Annotated in this window: 17 protein-coding genes and 1 other annotated feature (1 of these 18 only partly in view); all 17 genes read right to left on the bottom strand. The window is 51.7% G+C overall.

Annotated features, from left to right (window positions below; translation table 11 throughout):
• Nucleotides 1-40 precede the first annotated feature (40 nt).
• The 17 genes from ACZ5FK_RS10540 to ACZ5FK_RS10460 all read right to left on the bottom strand — a co-directional run bounded on the left by ACZ5FK_RS10540 (nucleotide 41) and on the right by ACZ5FK_RS10460 (nucleotide 17983).
• The gene (locus tag ACZ5FK_RS10540) at nucleotides 41-1183 is read right to left on the bottom strand and encodes an ABC transporter ATP-binding protein (RefSeq protein ID WP_464804863.1); all 1143 of its coding nucleotides are present in this window, start codon (nucleotides 1181-1183) and stop codon (nucleotides 41-43) included.
• 5 nt (nucleotides 1184-1188) lie between these two features.
• On the bottom strand, nucleotides 1189-2124 hold the full coding sequence (locus ACZ5FK_RS10535) for an ABC transporter permease (protein ID WP_464804862.1): 936 nt from the start codon (nucleotides 2122-2124) through the stop codon (nucleotides 1189-1191).
• Nucleotides 2124-3059: an ABC transporter permease gene (locus tag ACZ5FK_RS10530; RefSeq protein WP_464804861.1), complete on the bottom strand. Its 936-nt coding sequence runs from the start codon at nucleotides 3057-3059 to the stop codon at nucleotides 2124-2126. The genes ACZ5FK_RS10535 and ACZ5FK_RS10530 overlap by 1 nt, the downstream gene beginning before the upstream one ends.
• Nucleotides 3060-3071: 12 nt before the next feature.
• Entirely contained in the window at nucleotides 3072-3896 is an 825-nt protein-coding gene (locus ACZ5FK_RS10525) for a M55 family metallopeptidase (RefSeq protein ID WP_464804860.1), read from the bottom strand.
• Nucleotides 3897-4068: 172 nt separating this feature from the next.
• Nucleotides 4069-4224, bottom strand: a complete 156-nt coding sequence (locus tag ACZ5FK_RS10520; protein WP_464804859.1) for a hypothetical protein — start codon at nucleotides 4222-4224, stop codon at nucleotides 4069-4071.
• A gap of 175 nt (nucleotides 4225-4399) precedes the next feature.
• Entirely contained in the window at nucleotides 4400-6244 is a 1845-nt protein-coding gene (opp4A, locus tag ACZ5FK_RS10515; protein WP_464804858.1) for an oligopeptide ABC transporter substrate-binding protein, read from the bottom strand.
• Nucleotides 6245-6265: 21 nt separating this feature from the next.
• A complete protein-coding gene (locus tag ACZ5FK_RS10510) occupies nucleotides 6266-7180 on the bottom strand; it encodes an ABC transporter permease (RefSeq protein WP_464804857.1) in 915 nt (304 codons plus the stop codon).
• A 22-nt stretch (nucleotides 7181-7202) separates the two neighbouring features.
• A complete protein-coding gene (opp4B, locus tag ACZ5FK_RS10505) occupies nucleotides 7203-8171 on the bottom strand; it encodes an oligopeptide ABC transporter permease (protein WP_464804856.1) in 969 nt (322 codons plus the stop codon).
• A gap of 14 nt (nucleotides 8172-8185) precedes the next feature.
• Nucleotides 8186-9112 (bottom strand): ABC transporter ATP-binding protein, encoded by a 927-nt coding sequence (locus ACZ5FK_RS10500; protein WP_464804855.1) that lies wholly within the window; start codon nucleotides 9110-9112, stop codon nucleotides 8186-8188.
• Nucleotides 9090-10121, bottom strand: coding sequence for an ABC transporter ATP-binding protein (locus ACZ5FK_RS10495; protein WP_464807417.1), 1032 nt, complete (start codon nucleotides 10119-10121; stop codon nucleotides 9090-9092). Before ACZ5FK_RS10495 ends, ACZ5FK_RS10500 begins: the two co-directional genes overlap by 23 nt.
• Before the next feature lie 378 nt (nucleotides 10122-10499).
• Entirely contained in the window at nucleotides 10500-11477 is a 978-nt protein-coding gene (locus ACZ5FK_RS10490; protein ID WP_464804854.1) for a DUF4003 family protein, read from the bottom strand.
• A 57-nt stretch (nucleotides 11478-11534) separates the two neighbouring features.
• Nucleotides 11535-12314: a tryptophan synthase subunit alpha gene (trpA, locus tag ACZ5FK_RS10485; RefSeq protein ID WP_464804853.1), complete on the bottom strand. Its 780-nt coding sequence runs from the start codon at nucleotides 12312-12314 to the stop codon at nucleotides 11535-11537.
• Entirely contained in the window at nucleotides 12311-13513 is a 1203-nt protein-coding gene (trpB, locus tag ACZ5FK_RS10480) for a tryptophan synthase subunit beta (protein ID WP_464804852.1), read from the bottom strand. The genes trpA and trpB overlap by 4 nt, the downstream gene beginning before the upstream one ends.
• A gap of 3 nt (nucleotides 13514-13516) precedes the next feature.
• Nucleotides 13517-14119 carry a phosphoribosylanthranilate isomerase gene (locus ACZ5FK_RS10475; protein WP_464804851.1) on the bottom strand — a complete coding sequence of 201 codons (603 nt, stop codon included), beginning with the start codon at nucleotides 14117-14119 and terminating at the stop codon, nucleotides 13517-13519.
• Entirely contained in the window at nucleotides 14116-14904 is a 789-nt protein-coding gene (trpC, locus tag ACZ5FK_RS10470; RefSeq protein ID WP_464804850.1) for an indole-3-glycerol phosphate synthase TrpC, read from the bottom strand. The genes ACZ5FK_RS10475 and trpC overlap by 4 nt, the downstream gene beginning before the upstream one ends.
• Nucleotides 14904-15932 (bottom strand): anthranilate phosphoribosyltransferase, encoded by a 1029-nt coding sequence (gene trpD / locus ACZ5FK_RS10465; RefSeq protein WP_464804849.1) that lies wholly within the window; start codon nucleotides 15930-15932, stop codon nucleotides 14904-14906. The genes trpC and trpD overlap by 1 nt, the downstream gene beginning before the upstream one ends.
• 683 nt (nucleotides 15933-16615) lie before the next feature.
• Nucleotides 16616-17983, bottom strand: coding sequence for an anthranilate synthase component I family protein (locus ACZ5FK_RS10460; RefSeq protein ID WP_464804848.1), 1368 nt, complete (start codon nucleotides 17981-17983; stop codon nucleotides 16616-16618).
• 69 nt (nucleotides 17984-18052) lie between these two features.
• Nucleotides 18053-18267: a binding site (T-box leader), on the bottom strand (it continues 14 nt past the right edge of the window).

Genomic DNA, 18267 nt, shown 5'->3' with positions numbered 1-18267 from the left:
CAATGACTCCCCCTTTGTTTGATCGTTCTATAGAAGCACTTCAGTGCAGAGCACCCGTTGCAAGCTCCCCATAAACTCGTTTCGCCCGTTCATCCTGCAGCCAGCAATCCACCTGATGCGTCTCTGACTTTGCTGTCGTGCCCGGGTATACCCGTTCGCAAACTTCCATTGCGAATGGACAGCGGGCTGTGAAAGGACAGCCGACAGGCGGCGCGAACAGATCTGGCGGCGACCCCTCGATCGGCTGCAGTTCCTCCTCTTTCAAGTCGAGGCGCGGGACAGACGCGAGCAGACCCTGCGTATACGGATGCTGCGGCGTGTAAAACACTTCCCGTTTGTCCCCGATTTCGATCACCTTTCCCGCATACATGACCGCGATGCGATCGGCGATTTTCGCGACGACGCCCAGATCATGGGTGATCAGGATGATGGAGACACCGGTGCGTTCCTGGATCTCTTCGAACAGTTCGAGGATCTGCGCCTGGATGGTCACATCTAGCGCAGTCGTCGGTTCATCCGCAATCAGCAGCTCTGGCTCACAGATGAGCGCAATCGCGATAACGATCCGCTGACGCATGCCTCCTGAAAACTGATGCGGGTATTGCTTGAGCCGTTCTTCCGGATTCGGAATTCCAACAATTTCAAGCAGCTCGATCGCTTTCTTCCGTGCCTCTTCCTTGCTCACCTTCTGATGCGTGCGCAGCCCTTCTGTCAGCTGCTCACCGATTTTGAGCGTCGGGTTGAGAGCGGTCATCGGATCCTGGAAAATCATCGAGATGTCCACCCCTTGCACATTCCGCATCTCGCCCTTGCTCATCTTCGTCAGGTCTTTTCCTTTAAACAGGATTTTCCCGTTTTTAATCCGTCCTGGCGGCTGGGGGATGAGTCCCATGATTGTGTTCGCCGTGACGCTCTTGCCGCATCCCGACTCTCCGACCACCGCGAGCGTCTCCCCTTTATACAGATCGAACGAGACGCCGCGCAAGGCTTGTACTTCCCCGCCAAATGTCTTGAATGCGACATGCAGGTCTTCGATCGAAAGCACTTTCTCCGAGTAATCCGGCTTGCGTCTCCTCTTTTTACTTGTTTGCTGACCGGTATCCGTTGCAGGTCTGTCAAGCGACGCATCTTCACGCCGTTCCCTCATCATTTCTTTCGCGTTCGCAAGTTGTTGTTCATTCATACCAGTCACCTCCTCAGTTTCGGATCAAGCGCATCTTGCATACCGTCTCCGAGGACGTTAAATGCAAACATGGTCATAGAGATGAAAAACGCAGGGAAGAATAATCTCCACCAATGGCCCGAGAGGATGACGGGCAATGCGTCGTTCGCCATGACTCCCCAGCTCGCGAACGGCGCTGAAATGCCGAGTCCGAGGAAACTGAGGAACGCTTCTGCAAAGATTGCGCTTGGAACCGTGAGTGTCATCTGTACAATAATGGGCCCCATCGTATTCGGCAGCAGATTGCGACGGATGATCCGCGGCGTTCCGGCTCCGAATGATTTGGATGCCGTTACGAATTCATAGTTTTTGATCTGGAGCACTTGCCCCCTCACGATGCGGGCCATGCCGACCCAGCCGGTGATGGTGAGTGCGACAATGATCGTCGTCAGGCTCGATCCCATGATGACCATGAGCAGAATGACGACGAGCAAGTGCGGCAGGCCGTAGAGCACTTCAATGACGCGCATCATCGCGGAATCCGTGCGTCCGCCCTTATACCCGCTGATCCCTCCATAGATGATGCCGATGAAGAAGTCGATCAATGCAGCCATGACGCCGACGAACAAGGAAACCCTTGCGCCATACCAGGTACGGGTGAAGACGTCCCATCCTTTGTCATCCGTACCAAACCAGTGCGTAGAGGACGGCGGCAAGTTCTGGTTCTTGTATTGTGTCGTCGTAATATCATGCGGTGACAAGATCGGTGCAAATATGGCGAATAGGGCAAGGACCACTAGGAAGATGAGTCCGCTCATCGCGAGCTTGTTCTGCCGCAACCTGCGCCAGGCGTCCTTCCAGTAGGAGAGCGACGGCCGGACGACCGCTTCCGCTTTCTCCCTGTCTTTCTCAAGCGGCTTGAACCAATCGTCCTGCACTTGCGGCGGCTGATGGCTTACCATTACGCCTCACCTTCCTTCCGGTGCAATTTGATACGCGGGTCGAGGAACCCGTAGACGATGTCGACGAGGAACAGCATGAACACCAGGAAGGAACTGTAGAAGACCGTCGACCCCATGATGACCGGGTAATCCCGGTTGTTGATGCTTTCCACGAAATATTTCCCCATGCCTGGAATGGCAAAGATCCGTTCGATGACGAATGTCCCTGTCAGGATTCCTGCGAGCATCGTCCCCATGATTGTCACGACCGGCATCAGCGCATTGCGGAGCGCATGGCGGAATACGATTCGAAATGGCGACAGTCCCTTTGCCCGCGCCATCTTCATGTAATCCTGCGTCAGCACCTCCAGCATGCTGGAACGTGTCAGCCGGGCGATGATGGCAGTCGGCCCCGTCGCAAGCGCAATCACCGGTAAGATCATATGCTTCGGGCTGCTCCACGTAGCGGGCGGAAGTATCTGCCAATTGACCGCTAGCTGCTGGATCAGCAAGGTCGCCAGCACGAAGTTCGGGACCGAGATCCCGATGACTGCAAAGGCCATGGCGGAATAATCGATAATGCCGTTATGCCGCAGCGCCGCAAAGGTTCCGAGCGTGATGCCCGACAGAACCGCGACCAGAATGGTCACCATCCCGAGCTCGAAGGAGATCGGGAACCCTCTCGCCAGCAGCGTATTCACCGATTCATTCGGCTTTTTGATGGATGGCCCAAAATCGAATGTCACGATTGACTTCAAATACTGCAAATACTGGATGTGCACTGGTTGATCCAATTTATAAAACTTCTCCAAGTTTGCCTGGATGGTCGGATTGGACGTACGTTCCTCATCGAATGGCGACCCTGGAATCGCATGCATTAAGAAAAAGGTCAAAGTGGCGATGATCAGGATGGTCACAATCATCATGAAAAAACGTTTGATAATATACGTTGCCATGCGCTTCCCCCCTTAACAGAACTTCGTTTGCATGGCCAGTTCCACCATGACCAGCATCGCTCGGTAGGCCTCCAAAATATCGGCTGCCTCAAATTTCACGATTGTCGTGCCCGGCTCGATGACGCATCCCGGCATCAGTGCGGCCCATTCCGCCTGCCCGTAGTTCGTAAACTCAATTTTAAGCACCGGTTGCTTAGGAGGCAGTAGAGGCTGGATGGAAGCCCGCTTCGCAATCGCTTCTTCCGTCTTCTCCTCAATTAACACCCTTGCCTTTACCGGATGCAGCGTCTTCACAGCGGAGCGGCTGATCGACTCCTTGACCGCAGCGGTCACCACTCCCGGAATGAGCGCTTCCGCTTCCCGGCAGGCGCAGTCATCTCCAGCTACGAGTATGACGGGTACGCCAAAATGGCCTGCCACGTATGCGTTAAATCCGAGCTCGCCTATTTCCACATCATTTATGTACATATTCTGCACGCCAAAAATCATGGAATGGCTCATCACACCCGGCTGCCCGGCCCTGGCGTGATACCCTGCAAATACTGCTCCGGCAAACGTCTCATCCAGCCCTTGCACCATCGAAAGCGTTTTCAAATCCCCTGTAATCAGGTCTGCCTCCGGATGCAATTCCTCGACGAGCAGATTGTTCATCTTCGAATGGCTGTCATTGACGAGGACTTCAGTCGCCCCATTACCGACCGCGGCCCGCACAATCGCATTTGCCTCCTCCGTCATGATCCGCCGTGCACGCTCGTAATTATGCCGGCTGGAATCGACGAATGTATAATCCGGCAGCCCCGTGATCCCTTCCATGTCAATCGATACATATAGTTTCACTATGTCTACCCCCCAGATGCCTAAAACTCTATAAATCAATCAAAACGATTAGTAGGTAATTTCAATCCTATCAAATATTTTAGATTATTTCAATGTCAATTTAAGCGAAATGTTCTGAGTAAATCAAAAAGCCATAGACAAGCGGATGGCTTGTCCATGGCTTATGTAAAGATTAGGGTCTGCCCTGGCAGTAACCCTGCTGATTGCATTTTGGCTTTTTCACACCATCAATCGGCATCTGCTCGATCGGCTTAGCCTGAGCAAGTGGTGAGAATGCGAACATCATGACAGCCGCACTGGATAACAAGAATGCTTTTTTCTTTTTCATTATCTAGCCTCCTTCTATTGATAGTTTAAAGAATACTATAACGAACGTATAAAAGTAACTAACTTTCAGTCTATTTTGTCTAGTCATTATTGACTGTTTAATAACAGAAATAGTATAGGAAAAAACCGCCATCCGGAAACGAATCCGGAAGACGGTTTTTGTAAATGCACAGCGATTACTCGCTTACACCCATTTCATAAAGCCATAGATCAGTAGATGGGTCGATTGAGTAGTTAACAACGCGCTTGTTAACAGCCATTAGGTAGTAACGGTAAACAGTTGGTGCTTGTGGTACTTCTTCAACTGTCAGCTCTTGCCATTGCTTGTAGATATCTTTACGCCATTCAGTATCGAATGCCTTCTCAGAGTTACCTTGTTTCAACAACTCATCATTCTTGTCATCAACCCAGCGAGAATAGTTGAATGATGCAGTTCTTCCGAATAGGCCAGATGGATCTGGGTCAGAACCAGTTCCGAATGCAGCTTGGAAGATATCCACTTTCGGATCGTCTTTCTTGATCATGTCATAGAACGAGTTGAATTCGTGTAGACGGCCATCAACAAGTTCAACTTTCAAACCGACTTCTTCCCAGTTTTGGATGTAGAACTTAGCGATTGGCTCAGCAACATCTCCACCGGACATGGAAGCAAAGTTGATAACTAGTTTCTCACCATTTGGATCTTCACGGAATCCATCGCCATCGACATCTTTATAACCCGCATTCTCAAGAAGTTCTTTAGCTTTCTCTGGGTCATATGTTGGTGTTTCAATAGATGAATCATGGAATGTAGCAAAGAACGGAATTAGCAAAGTTGTAGCTGGGAAACGAAGACCGTGGTAAAGTTCTTTACCGATTGTTTCGTTGTCCATTGCGTACCACATAGCTTTACGTAGATCTTTGTTAGCCATCTTAGCATCTGGATTTGGAATGACTTCGCCTTTTTCAGCATCCCACTTACCAAGTTTGAAGCCGATGTACGTATATGCATTGTCGATGTCAGCTAGCAATTCGATATTGTCGATTTCTTTCGCTTGCAAGTACTTATCAGTTGGGATGTCAGCTAGGTCAACATCGCCTTTTTTCAATGCTTCAAGGATAGATGCAGTGTTAACAACTTTTAGAACTAGAGATTTTAGAGCTGGCTCGCCTCTCCAGTAGTCGTCGAAACGCTCATAAAGAACAGATTCACCTGGTACGATTTTCGTAACTTTGTAAGGTCCGAAACCGAGAGGCTCTTTACGGATCTTATCAGAAGATGTAAGTTCGTCCATTGTAAGTTCACCAGCAACTACGTCTCCAACATAGTGTCTTGGAACTGGAGCTGTCCAAATTCCAGAAAGGACAGATGGAGTAGCTTCAGTGTAAGTGATCGAGATTGTCTTCTCGTCTTCAGATACTTCGATACCAGAGATTTCTTTAGTTTTACCTTCATGGTATTCAGGCATACCTACTACGTTTTCAATCATGAAATCGTAACGAGCGCCTTCATAGTCAGGGTGTCCAAGCAATTCGTATGCGTAAAGAAGGTCGCTCGCCTTAACAGGCTCGCCATCTTGCCACTTTACGCCGTCTTTGATTGTAAGTGTAATTGTCTTATTATCATCAGAAAGCTCGTAAGTTGCAGCACCGTCGTTAGTGATCAGGTAGTCTCCGTCAACTGCCAAGAGACTCTCGTCGAAATACTTGATGACTTCATAGTCTGGAGCACCAGTGTAGAATACACGGTTAAACGTTCCTTCAAATGGTGTATCAGAAACCAAAGCAACTGTCATTTCGCCATCTTTCATTGGCTCAGCTGTGTTCGATACTTCGAATGGGAAGTCAAGTTCAGTACCCTTGTCCCCTGCTTCTTCACCGTCTTTTTCGTCGTCTTCTTTCTTAGTTTCCGTGCCTTTGTTTCCATCGTCTGCTGGCTTCTTATCGCCAGTTTCTTCTTTGTCCTTACCAGTACATGCAGCGAGGAATACGCTGAGTACAAGCAAGAGACTTGCAAGGAGCAAGAACTGCTTCTTTGCCATTTTATTACCTCCCCTTTTTTGTTAGGCTAATCTTTGCCTTGCGTCGGATGCGCGTTTAACCGCTTGGCCGACATAATTTATACACAACATCATTACTAGTATCAGTAATGCTGCAGGTAACCAAACCCACCACTTGTTCATGACAACATCCGGATTGTTCGCGAATGAAATCAATGTTCCGAGAGACGGAGTGCCGATCGGCAATCCGAAACCGAGATAAGTGAGACCTGTCTCGATGCCGATATTTCCAGCAAGAGAAAGTGTCATGTTAACGATGACGAGGGAACTCAAGTTAGGGAACATCTCAAACAGCATGATCTTCCAGCTTGGCGTGCCCAGTGTCCTGGAAGCATTGATATAATCGAGCTCCCGTTCTTGCAGTGCCCGTGATCGGATCAGACGCGCTTTACCGAACCACTGGAACGCACTGACGATCAGGATAAACATGAAAATTGTATAGTTCGGAATGATAGTGACTACAACGATGATAACCATAAGGGATGGCAGAACCATTAGGAATTCCAAAATCCTCATCATGATATTATCGACGAATCCACCATAAAAACCGGAGATCAAACCATATCCAAGGCCGAACAGGCCTGCAATAAGCGTTACACATAACCCGATTGTAAAGGAGTTCCGGGTTCCTAGCAGAAGCTGGCCGAATACATCTCGGCCTCCGTCATCGGTACCAAGCCAATTTTCTGCCGAAGGCGGCTTCCACGTCTTCAAGAAGTTCATCTTATCTAACGCCACTTGGTCAATGAATAAAGGCGATAGATATGCTGCCCCGATGATGATGATAAGCAGGATCAACGATCCGAAGGCCATTTTATCATGCAGGATTTCTCGCCATACTGTTTTCATAAAAGAAGGATTGTTTTCCTTCTCTTTTGCAATCAATTGTTTTTCGTCTAGGATGACTGTATCTTTCATAATTTTCCCCTCCTCTTCTACGTCATTCAATCCGAATCCGCGGGTCTACAATACTCAGGATGATGTCCGAAAGCATTGTTCCGACAATTACAGCAGTTCCTGTGATCATAATCAGCGCTGTAACGACTGGGAAGTCACGCGTTCCCATTGATTGGATGAATAGGTAGCCGAGTCCTGGGTAACTGAAGATCGTTTCAATAAAGACTGAGCCGCCCACTAGCATCGTAATTTCCAGGCCTAGAAATGCTGCAATCGGCAACAGGGAATTACGTAGAATATGGCGGGTGTACACTTTACCTTCCGGCACACCTTTCGACCGGGCTGTCTTCACATAATCTTTTAATTTCTGATCGATGATGTCATTCCGCAAATACTGGATAGTACTGAACGTTGCTAGCAGTGATCCGGAGAGTACGGGAAGAACCAAGTGTTTCGCCCGACTTACGAAATACTCCCATGTGCCCACTTTCAGTTTGATGTCAACACTGTTTCCGTATGGAAGCCAATCCAGGACAAATGCGAAGAGGAACATCATAAGCAATGCGAAAACGAACGTTGGTGTCGCAAATGCGAAGTAGTTGTACGTAACAATCGTTTTATCTGCCCATGAATCTGTCCAGCGTCCCGCAATAATGCCGAGTGGTATGGCGATGATATAGGTAACGATTAGTGTAAAGAACGATAGGATGATTGTATTGGATATTTTATCCGCCAAGATGTTTGTCACTTTTTGCTGGTGCACATATGATTTGCCCAAATCGCCCTGTATCGCATTTCCGATCCACCGCCCATATTGCTGGTACCATGGATCGTTCAGCCCCATTCTATCTCGCAGGTCTTCTATATGCTCTTGGGAAACGTTTGGATTCGATTCGAAAGCGCCTGTCAACGCATCTCCCGGCATCGCTTTGGCGAGCAAGAAGACAAGTAGACTGAGAAGGAATAGCTGCGGGATCATGAGCAATGTTCTACGCAAGATAAATTTCAACATTCACATCATCCCCCTTACTGCATGGCTACGGAATGCGAATCTGAAATTCTTTTCAAATCGTACACCCGTCCATCTTTATCGAAATAGTTGTTGTATTCTGTTTGGTATTCTTGGTTGATCGATTGCCGCAGATGCATCTTCTCGAAACGCTTTTCCGGATCCATTTCAGGGATTGCTGCAATCAAGCGCTTCGTATACATATGTTTCGGATCATTATAGATGTCTTTAGCTGTCCCTTCTTCAACAAAACGGCCGCGGTACATGATGCCGATCCGGTCACACATATGCTGGATGATGCCAAGGTCATGCGAGATGAACAAATATGTCAGGTTAAACTCATCCTGGATCTCTTGCATGAAGTTCAGTACTTGCGCCTGTACGGATACATCCAATGCTGATACTGGCTCGTCCGCAATGATCAGTTTCGGATTCAGCGCGAGTGCTCGTGCGATGCCGATCCGCTGACGCTGTCCGCCTGAGAACTGGTGCGGGTATTTGTAGATCGATTCCGGTGACAAGCCGACCCGTGCGACCAGCTCCTGCACTTTCAGCAGCTCTTCCTTCGGAGAAAGGCGCTCAAAGTTCCGCAGCGGTTCTGCGATGATATTCAATACGTTTTTCCTTGAGTTCAGCGAGGAATACGGATCTTGGAAAATCATCTGGATGTCTTTCGTATATTTACGGCGTTCCATCCGTCCCATTTGAGCAAGATCCTTGCCTTCGAACAGCACTTCTCCGCTTGTCACATGGTTAAGGCCGATGATTGCACGCCCTGATGTTGTTTTTCCGCAGCCTGATTCACCGACCAGACCGTATGTCTCGCCGGGCTGCAGTTCAAAGCTGATGCCGTCAACTGCTCTTACGTGATCGACGACTGTACGGAAAAAACCTCCGCGGATCGGGTAGTGGATTTTCAGGTCATTTACTTTCAGTAGCGACATATTCTCTCTCTCCTACTCTGTCCTCCGGGAAATAGAACGTCTTGTAACAAGAGCAACGGACAAAATGGTTTGGCTCGGCCTCATGCATCCCTGGGTGAGCCTCATGGTCCTCCTCAGGAATCCATTCGATCCGCGGTGCAAAACGACAGCCTTCCCGGTCAAGATTTTGAAGCGATGGTACAATTCCGTCAATTACGTGCAACTTCTCTTTCTCTTCCATGTTGGAAGGAATCGAGTTGAGAAGTGATCGTGTATATGGATGAAGCGGATTCTCAAACAAGTTCTTAACATCCGCAATTTCAACAACTTCACCTGCATACATGACGACGACGCGGTCCGCCATCTCAGCAACGACCCCAAGATCGTGCGTGATAAGGATGATGCCTGTCTTCATCTGGTTTTGCAGTTCTTTCATAAGGTCCATGATCTGCGCCTGGATGGTCACGTCGAGCGCGGTTGTCGGCTCGTCCGCCAGCAGGAGTACCGGGTCACAAGAAAGTGCTATCGCGATGACGACACGCTGTCTCATCCCTCCGGACAGTTCATGTGGGTATTGACTGTAGACACGCTGTTCGTTCTTGATACCGACCCTGCGCAGCAGCTCCATCGTCTTATTCTTCTTTTCGGCTGCCGATAGCTTCAGGTGGTAATCCATCGGCTCTTCGATCTGCCTGCCGATCGTAGCAAGAGGATTTAGCGCGGTCATCGGATCCTGGAATATCATGGCAATATCCTTGCCTCTAATTTTATTCAGTCTGGAAACCGGCAATTCTAGCAGATTTTCATTCTTAAAGTTGATTTGCCCTTCCATCTTCGTGTTCTTCAAGTTATGCAAACCCATGATGGAGTTTGCCAGGGCGCTCTTGCCGCAACCCGATTCCCCTACGATGGCTACGACTTCGTTCTCGTGGACTGTTAAGGAAACTCCGTCAACCGCTGCATAAAAATCGCCCTTTATTTTAAACGATGTACGGAGATCGTTAATTTCCAAGACCGGGTTCTTCAAGATACTTCCTCCTTACTATAATGACACGTGTTCGAATAACTAATTTTCAGATTAAAGTTATTGGACTTAATATACTACACAAAACTTGTCCTGACAATACTATTTTTTTAGAATATCAAAGCTTTATGACGATTCAATTGTTACAAACACATTACAAACGTTGATTTGTAAGCGTTTTCCACTGTTTTCACCTTTTAAATTTTTTTGCATCTTTTTCGCGTTTAATGCAGATTTGGACGCAAAAAAAGACTTCACTGTTGTATTACAATGAAGTCTTTCCTCTCTCCTTATTAGGTGGCGGCACTTTAATCTAGGCGATAAAAGGTTCGTCTGATTTCAGGTTTCTGCCATCTTAAAGCTATTCTCAAAACATCTTTTTGCTCATGAATTACCGGATGAAGCGGCAGCTGACGATGCGGCGACTGCAGCAACTGTCGCTGCCATGACCGCCTGTTGCGCCTGTATGACCAGTTCGATCGAGGCGGCAAGACTGAAATGCATATCTTCCGCCTGCTCCGTCATCTGGTGCATGATATAGCCTGCCGCCAGCGTTAGTGCCATTTCCTTGCTTCCCCTGAACAGCTTCATCGTCTCGAAACGGTGTGCAAGGTAGATGATCTCCTGCACTTTGTCCTCCTGGACGCCGAACACAACGAGAAAGCCGATCATCGGATAATGGACCGGTTTCGCCTTGGTCTCACGTTTCAGCTGATCGAACAAGCGGACCGCATTGCTGACCTGCTCCGCGTTGTAGCCGGCTTCGATATAGGTCATCACTTGAGAAAGCCATTGCAGTTCGTTGCCCGACCGGAAGCCTTCTTTCCGGAAAGCATCGTAGTACGCTTTCATCTGTTCCGCGTGGTATGCGGCCTCTTCGCCCTTTTTTCCAAGGAGCATGGCATAGGCGTAGTCGTCATCTGAAGTAAGAAGAAAATGCTGTTTCTTCATAGCATCATATAGCGCCTTTGCCTGCTTTGCCTCCGCTTCGTACATGGCGGGATCATCGGTCATGAGGAGGGCGGCCAGGTAGGAGTGGATGGTATTGCGGAAGCCCGCTTGCCGGAGTATTTTCTGCTTCGCGAATAGCCGCTCCGACGCCTCGTCGATCGATGTGTCCGCTCCCGTTAGGAACGCAGCCATCATTGGCAGCAAATTGCCCCGAAGCGGTGAGAATAGGCCGCTCTTTTCCTTGAGTGCACTCACCGCCCGGTTGAATAAAGCCGCGTCAAATTCCCTGTCCGACGTCACATAATACGACGTGACCGTCAGGACAACCCGTTTATCGACGCTCCAACCGGCAAGCGATTTCACTTTCGAGTATGTTGTTTCCACTTCCTGCATGACCATATCCGTCCACATACCGCATCTCCCCTTTCCAATAAGTACGTTTGAACGGACAAAAATGTTTCAAGTTTTTCAGTGAACTTGGTTTTTTGCTGCCCCTATCAATTCAGAGATGACGGTTTTATCGCCAATCTGAAGAGCCTCGACGATTTTACTTCCGACAATGACGCCGTCTGCATGCCTGCAGAACTCTGTAACATGCGACGGGTTTGAAATACCGAATCCCGCAAGGACCGGTACCGGGCTCGCCTGCCCGAGCAGGTTGAAGTGATTCGCAAGCTCTTCGGCCGGCATGTCTCTCGTTCCGGTAATGCCATTCACCGTCACGGCGTACAGGAACCCGGATGCCCGGCCTGCAATTTCACGTATGCGTGCCTCTCCGCTGGTAAGCGAGACGAGCGGAATGAGCGCTATTCCGGTTTCTTCAAGCACCTCCTCCAGCAAGCCGCTCTCCTCAAGAGGCAAGTCGGGGACGATCAGCCCGCTGATGCCGCTCGATACGCATGCGGCTGCAAATTCACTTACGCCGTAAGCGAGGATGGGATTCAAATAGGTCATGATGATGAGCGGCACCTGAACGTCATCCTGGAATCGGCGCAGTTCATCCAGCACGTTCCGCATCGTGACCCCTTCCGAGAGTGCCCGCTGGCCCGCCTGCTGGATCGCCTCACCGTCTGCCACAGGATCGGAGAACGGGATGCCGAGCTCAATTGCAGTCGCCCCTGCCTCCTGCAGAAATAGGATTTGCGTGCGCATCATGGAGAGCCCCCCATCGCCTGCCATCATATAGGGGATGAACGCCTTGCCTCCTCGTTCCAGTTCTGACCGGATTGCCTTCTCGACTGCCATCATATCCGTTTTCCTCCCATCGCTTCGCGTACTGAATGCATATCCTTGTCCCCTCGGCCGGACAAGCAGACGACGATGATCTCATCTCGCGCCATGCTTCCCGCTAGTTTCGCCGCATAGTAAACGGCATGGGCACTTTCAAGGGCCGGGATGATCCCTTCCGTCTTGGCGAGCAGCGACAGCCCTTCCAGCGCCTCGCCGTCCGTCACGGAGCTGTACGACGCCCTTCCGGTTTCATGCAGATGGCAATGCTCAGGCCCTGTCGCCGGGTAATCAAGCCCTGCTGAAATCGAGTGCGCTTCTTGGATCAGCCCATCCCCGTCCTGCAGAATGTACATAAAGGCGCCATGCAAGACACCTTCCTTCCCGCCTGCGATGGCAGCCGCGTGCTTACCGGAAGAGATTCCGCTTCCGGCCGCTTCCACGCCATGAAGGGCTACACCTTGGTCGCCAATGAACGGATGGAACATGCCAATTGCATTGCTCCCCCCTCCGATGCAGGCAACCACCACGTCCGGCAGCCGACCTTCCTTGCCGAGGATCTGCCGCCTCGTTTCAAGCCCGATGACACGCTGGAAATCACGGACGATCTGCGGAAACGGATGCGGACCGAGCGCCGAGCCGAGTATATAGTGGGTGTCCTCTACATGCGCCACCCAGTACCTGAGCGCTTCATTCACCGCATCCTTCAGCGTGCCCGCACCTTTGTCGACCGGCACCACTTCCGCTCCAAGCAGCTCCATGCGGAAGACATTCAGCTCCTGCCTGCGCACATCCTCCGTGCCCATGAACACGCTGCATTCGAGGCCCAGCAATGCACAGGCCGTAGCCGTTGCCACGCCATGCTGTCCCGCCCCCGTCTCCGCGACGATTTTCCGCTTGCCCATCCGGACGGCAAGAAGCGCCTGCCCGAGCGCATTGTTGATCTTATGGGCGCCGGTATGGTTCAAGTCCTCCCGTTTCAAATAAATCTTTGCGCCGCCGACCGTCTCCGTCAGCCGCTCCGCGAAATAAAGGGGTGTCTCCCTGCCGACAAAATCACGCAAATAGCCATCCAGCTCCGCCTGGAAATGTGGATCCCGGCACGCCGCGTCATATGCCGCTTCCAGCTCCTTCAGCGGTGTCATAAGCGTCTCCGGCACAAATTGCCCGCCGAACCGTCCGTATCTTCCTCTCTTTTGCTCCTCGATTATCTCTACCATCACTCATCTCTCCTCTTCTTTTGCTCTTCTGATAAATTCCCGGATCAGCGTCTCATCTTTACGCCCATCCTTTTCGACCCCGCTTGATACGTCGACCATTGCAGGCCGGAATAGGCGGATTGCCTCTTGTACGTTTCCTTCATGAAGCCCTCCTGCCAGGATGAGACGGCTGCTTGGCACATTCCCCTTGCCAAGCGACCAGTCGAATGTTTGGCCGGTTCCGCCACCCGGAGCATCCAGCAGGAAGTAATCTGCATCCAGACCGTCCGCTATCCCGTTCAATTCTTCACCCGTTTTAACTGATACCGCTTTAATAGAAGGAAGTCCGATTTTTCTGATCTCTTCTTTTGTTTCTTTTCCATGGAATTGGATAAAATCAAGAGGTACTTCTCTGTAAGCCCGCTCGATATCCTCCCAATCCGCGTTGACGAACACACCGATTTTCAAGACGCCTGGCGGGATTTTCGCAGCCAGCAAAGCGGCCTGCTCGATGGATACACGGCGGCGACTTGGCGCGAACACGAAACCGATCGCATCCGCCCCTGCCTCGATTGCCGCGTTGACATGTGAAAGTTCCATCAACCCGCAGATTTTCACTTTTGTCATGAAGTGACACCATCCCTCTTCACTTGCAGAGCCCGGATGGCATCCTTCACGGAACCGCTCCGCATCAAAGATTCACCGACCAGAACAGCGCCCGCTCCACTGTTTGCCGCACGGATTGCGTCAGTCTCAGAGGCGATACCGCTCTCGCTGATCAAGACACGGCCTTCGGTGAATGGAAAGCCCGCCGCGATCTCCTCCGTCTTGGCGAGGTCCACCTGAAATGTCCGTAAGTCACGATTATTCACGCCGATCAGCTGCGCGCCGGCAGAGATGGCTCTCGCAAGTTCTTCTAGGTCATGCACTTCAACAAGCACCTCCAGGCCGTTCTCTTCTGCATACTGCTGCAGACGGCGGAGTGACGCCTGGTCAAGAGCCGCCACGATCAGCAGAATCACAGATGCCCCTGCCCGCTTCGCTGCGTCAATCTGCACTTCATCGATGATAAAATCCTTGCAGAGCAGAGGGACGCTTGTCTCGCGCGCAACAGCCGCAAGATCATCGAACGAGCCTTTGAAAAAGGCATGGTCGGTAAGCACCGAGATGCAGGCCGCTCCTGCTGCTGTGTATAATTGAGCCTGCCTGACCGGATCAACGTCTTCGTTGATGATGCCTTTTGAAGGGGATGCGCGCTTGATCTCCGCGATGACCTGCAGACGGTCCGCTTGCCTGATCGAGTCGATGACAGACGGCCGGGATTTCTCAGGAGCAGCCGCGGCGGATGGCTTTGACTTCAAGTTTTCCACTTCCAGCCGCTTTGCTTGAAGGATCTTTTCAAGGATTGTCATTATGCAAGCACCTCCTTTTGAAGCGTCCGGCTGAAGTGTGCGGCGGATTCAAGTTTGTGCGCCGCCCCTCCGGAGAGGATGCTTTCCATCGCACGTGCCACTCCTTCCCGGATTGTATCAACTTCTCCACAGGCGAACAGGGCGAGCCCTGCATTCAGCACGACTGTATCAAATTTCGGACCACGCTCGCCCCGGAGGACGCTGCGGACGGCTTCCGCATTCTCGCTCGCGTCGCCTCCTTTAATTGCGCTGAGCGGCGCCTCCGATAACCCCAACTCTCTTGCCGTCAGCGTGAACGGAATCAGATCGCCTTTATCCAGCAGGACAAATGAATTTGCCCCAGCCAGTGACGCTTCATCCATACCGCCCGGACCACTCACGACGAGCGCCCGCTCCCGTCCGAGCATATGCAGCACGGATGCGTACTCCATAAGGAAATCAGGCCGGTTGATGCCCGTGAACTGCGCATGGAGCGGCGCTGGATTCGTCAGTGGTCCGACCAAGTTGAAAATGGTCGGCGCTTTGATAGCGCGGCGCACTTCGCCAATCCGCTTCATATACGGATGGAAAACGGGCGCGAACAGAAAGGCGAGCCCTTCTTCGGCAAGCATCCGCTCCGCTGCGGCAGGCGTGGCAGGGGCCTCGATGCCTAGCGCCTCCAGCACATCATGGCTTCCGGCTCGGCTCGAAATTTTGCGGTTGCCGTGTTTCGCGACTTTCACCCCGGCGCCTGCCAGCACAAAAGCAGCAGTTGTGGAGATATTGAAACTCCCCGCGCCGTCGCCCCCCGTGCCGCAATTGTCCATATAGCGGCCGGGCGGTGCCTCAAGCGGCATAGCCAGCTTCCGCATTACCTGCGCAAGCGCCGCCACTTCTGTAGCCGTCTCTCCCTTCTTGGCAAGCCCTAGAAGGAATGCGGCGGTAGCTGCTGGCTCAGCGTCTATCGCCAGCATCGCAGCTGACGCCTGCTTCATTTCCTCATATTCCAGATGGCGTCCTCTTTCCACTTTTTCGATAAACTGTCTCATTGCTCATCTCTCCTCTGCTCATCTTTTACTTGCTGGTCCTCGTCTCAATTGGGCGATTGCTTACAAAAGCCGACTTGTTGCTTCGTTTGGCCAGACGATTGCTTCGTTCGACAGGCTGATTGCTTACTTCAACCACTTGATTGCTTAATTTGAAAGCCGCGTTGCTTCGTTTCGCCGGATATTGCTTACTTCTGCATGGCTTCGCTTTCGGGCCGGCCGGCTTCTCCGGCTGGCCGGCGATTGCTTACTAAAGCGGGCTTGTTGCTTCTTTTGGCCGGACGATTGCTTCGTTTGGCGGGGTGATTGCTTACTTCAACCATTTAATTGCTTACTTTACATGCCGGATTGCTTCGTTTGGCCGGATATTGCTTACTTCGGCACGAGATCAGGCGCCCCCCAAGGCGAAGTGATTCGTTATAGCGGATAATCGGGCGTTCATTCTGATAAATTGGTGTCCCTGGGTGCTAAATAGGCGTTCAGTTGGCTAATTGGGCGTTCGCGGGCGCTATTTAGTTGCTAAATGAATCGCTCTGCCGATTAATCGGATCGTTCAGTTAGCTAAATGAATCACTCTGCCGTTTAAACGGATCGTTTGGTCAGCTAAATGAATCGCTCTGCCAAGTAAACGGATCATTCAGCATGCTAAATGAATTGTTCTGCCGGCTAAATGGATCATTCCTCCGTCAAACCGTCTCCCTCCCGCCGAGCAGCAGGGACCGTGCCTTGTTCTCCGTCTCTTTGTATTCCAGCGCAGGGATGGAGTCCGCGACGATGCCGGCGCCTGCCTGGACGACTGCCTTTCCACCCTTCACAAGCATCGTGCGGATGGCGAGGGCGAAGTCGATGTTGCCATTCAGCCCGATATAGCCGATTGCGCCGCCGTACAGGCCGCGCGGGGAGGGTTCGAGATCCGCAATCACTTCCATTGCCACCCGTTTCGGCGAGCCGGTTACGGTTCCGGCCGGCATCGTGCCTCTCAGCGCGTCGAGCGGATGAACGCCACTCGCCAGCCGGCCTTCCACTTCCGATACGAGATGCATGACATGTTCGTACCGGACGGTTTCCATATCCGCTGTCACGCACACCGATTCAGGCATGCAGATTCCGGCCATTTCCCTCTTGCTGAGCTTAACGAGCATCCGGTGCTCCGCCAGCTCTTTCGGATCGTGCCGTAATTCAGCCTCAAGCGCCTGATCCTCCGCTTCGTCATGCCCCCGCCGCCTTGTGCCGGCAATCGGATTCGTCACGACTAGGCCATCCGTTACGCGGACAAGGCTCTCGGGAGACGATCCGACCACGGCGTGATCATCGAACTCCATGTAGTACAGATAGGGCGACGGGTTCCGCTTGCGCAGCCGGCGGTAAAGCTCGAATGGATCGCCTTCCATGTCTGCTGTCAGCCGGCGGGACAAAACGATCTGCTCTGCCGCCCCTTCGGCAATGAACTGCTGAGCCTCGCGCACCCGCTCTTCGAATTCCTGCTTCGTCTGATCACTAGTGAATCCGGATAGCTCTGCTCCGGCCTCCATCTCCGCCGGTCCATTCAGAATCTGCTCCGCGAGCGCCTCCAGATCAGGCGCTTCCCTGGCTTCTACGCTGATATCGGCATGAAGGAGAGTCACATCATTTGCCAGATGGTCGAACACGATCACCGTGTCATACAAATGGAAATATAAATCCGGCAGGCCGGCATCTTCACCGCCAACGCCTGTTGCCCCGTAGCTGAAATAACCGACCGCCCCGCCCATGAATGGAAACTCACCCGTTTCTTCCATGCGGGGCAGCAGGCGCTTCATCAACGAAAACAGCTCCCCCGCATGTTCATACCGTTCTCCCGTCTGATAGACATATTCCTCCAGTTTCCCGGCAGTACCGCGGAACCGCTTGACCGGGTTCACGCCAATGAATGAATATCGTCCCGAACCCGCATGTTGCGCTGAACTTTCCAGCAGAAAGCGGTGCTTGCCGCGCAATCGCCTGAAGATCAAAACAGGTGTCAAAGAATCCCCTTCCAGCCGTTTCATCGTCACTCTCGTTCTCGTCTGTTCCATCTCTCATCTCTCCTCATCTCGTTTTGGCCAATAAAAAAATCCTCTGCAAACGGACAGAAAAATCCGTTTGCAGAGGACGAGACATGAAGTTCCCGCGTTGCCACCTCAAATTGAAGCCTTTCCCGGCTTCCGCTTGGCGCGCCTACCCGGCGCATCCCGTAACGTGGGAAAGACGTCCGCCCTGTTATCAAGGCAGCTCTCGTAAGTCCATTCACATCCGGCGCGGATCAGTTTCCACCATCCACTGACTCTCTGCACGCGCGGCCTGGATGCTACTCCTCTCA

The sequence above is a fragment of the Sporosarcina sp. GTC18466 genome, assembly GCF_055389225.1.
The sequence above is the reverse complement of the archived record's forward strand: the minus strand, read 5'-3'. Positions and strand labels throughout refer to the sequence as shown.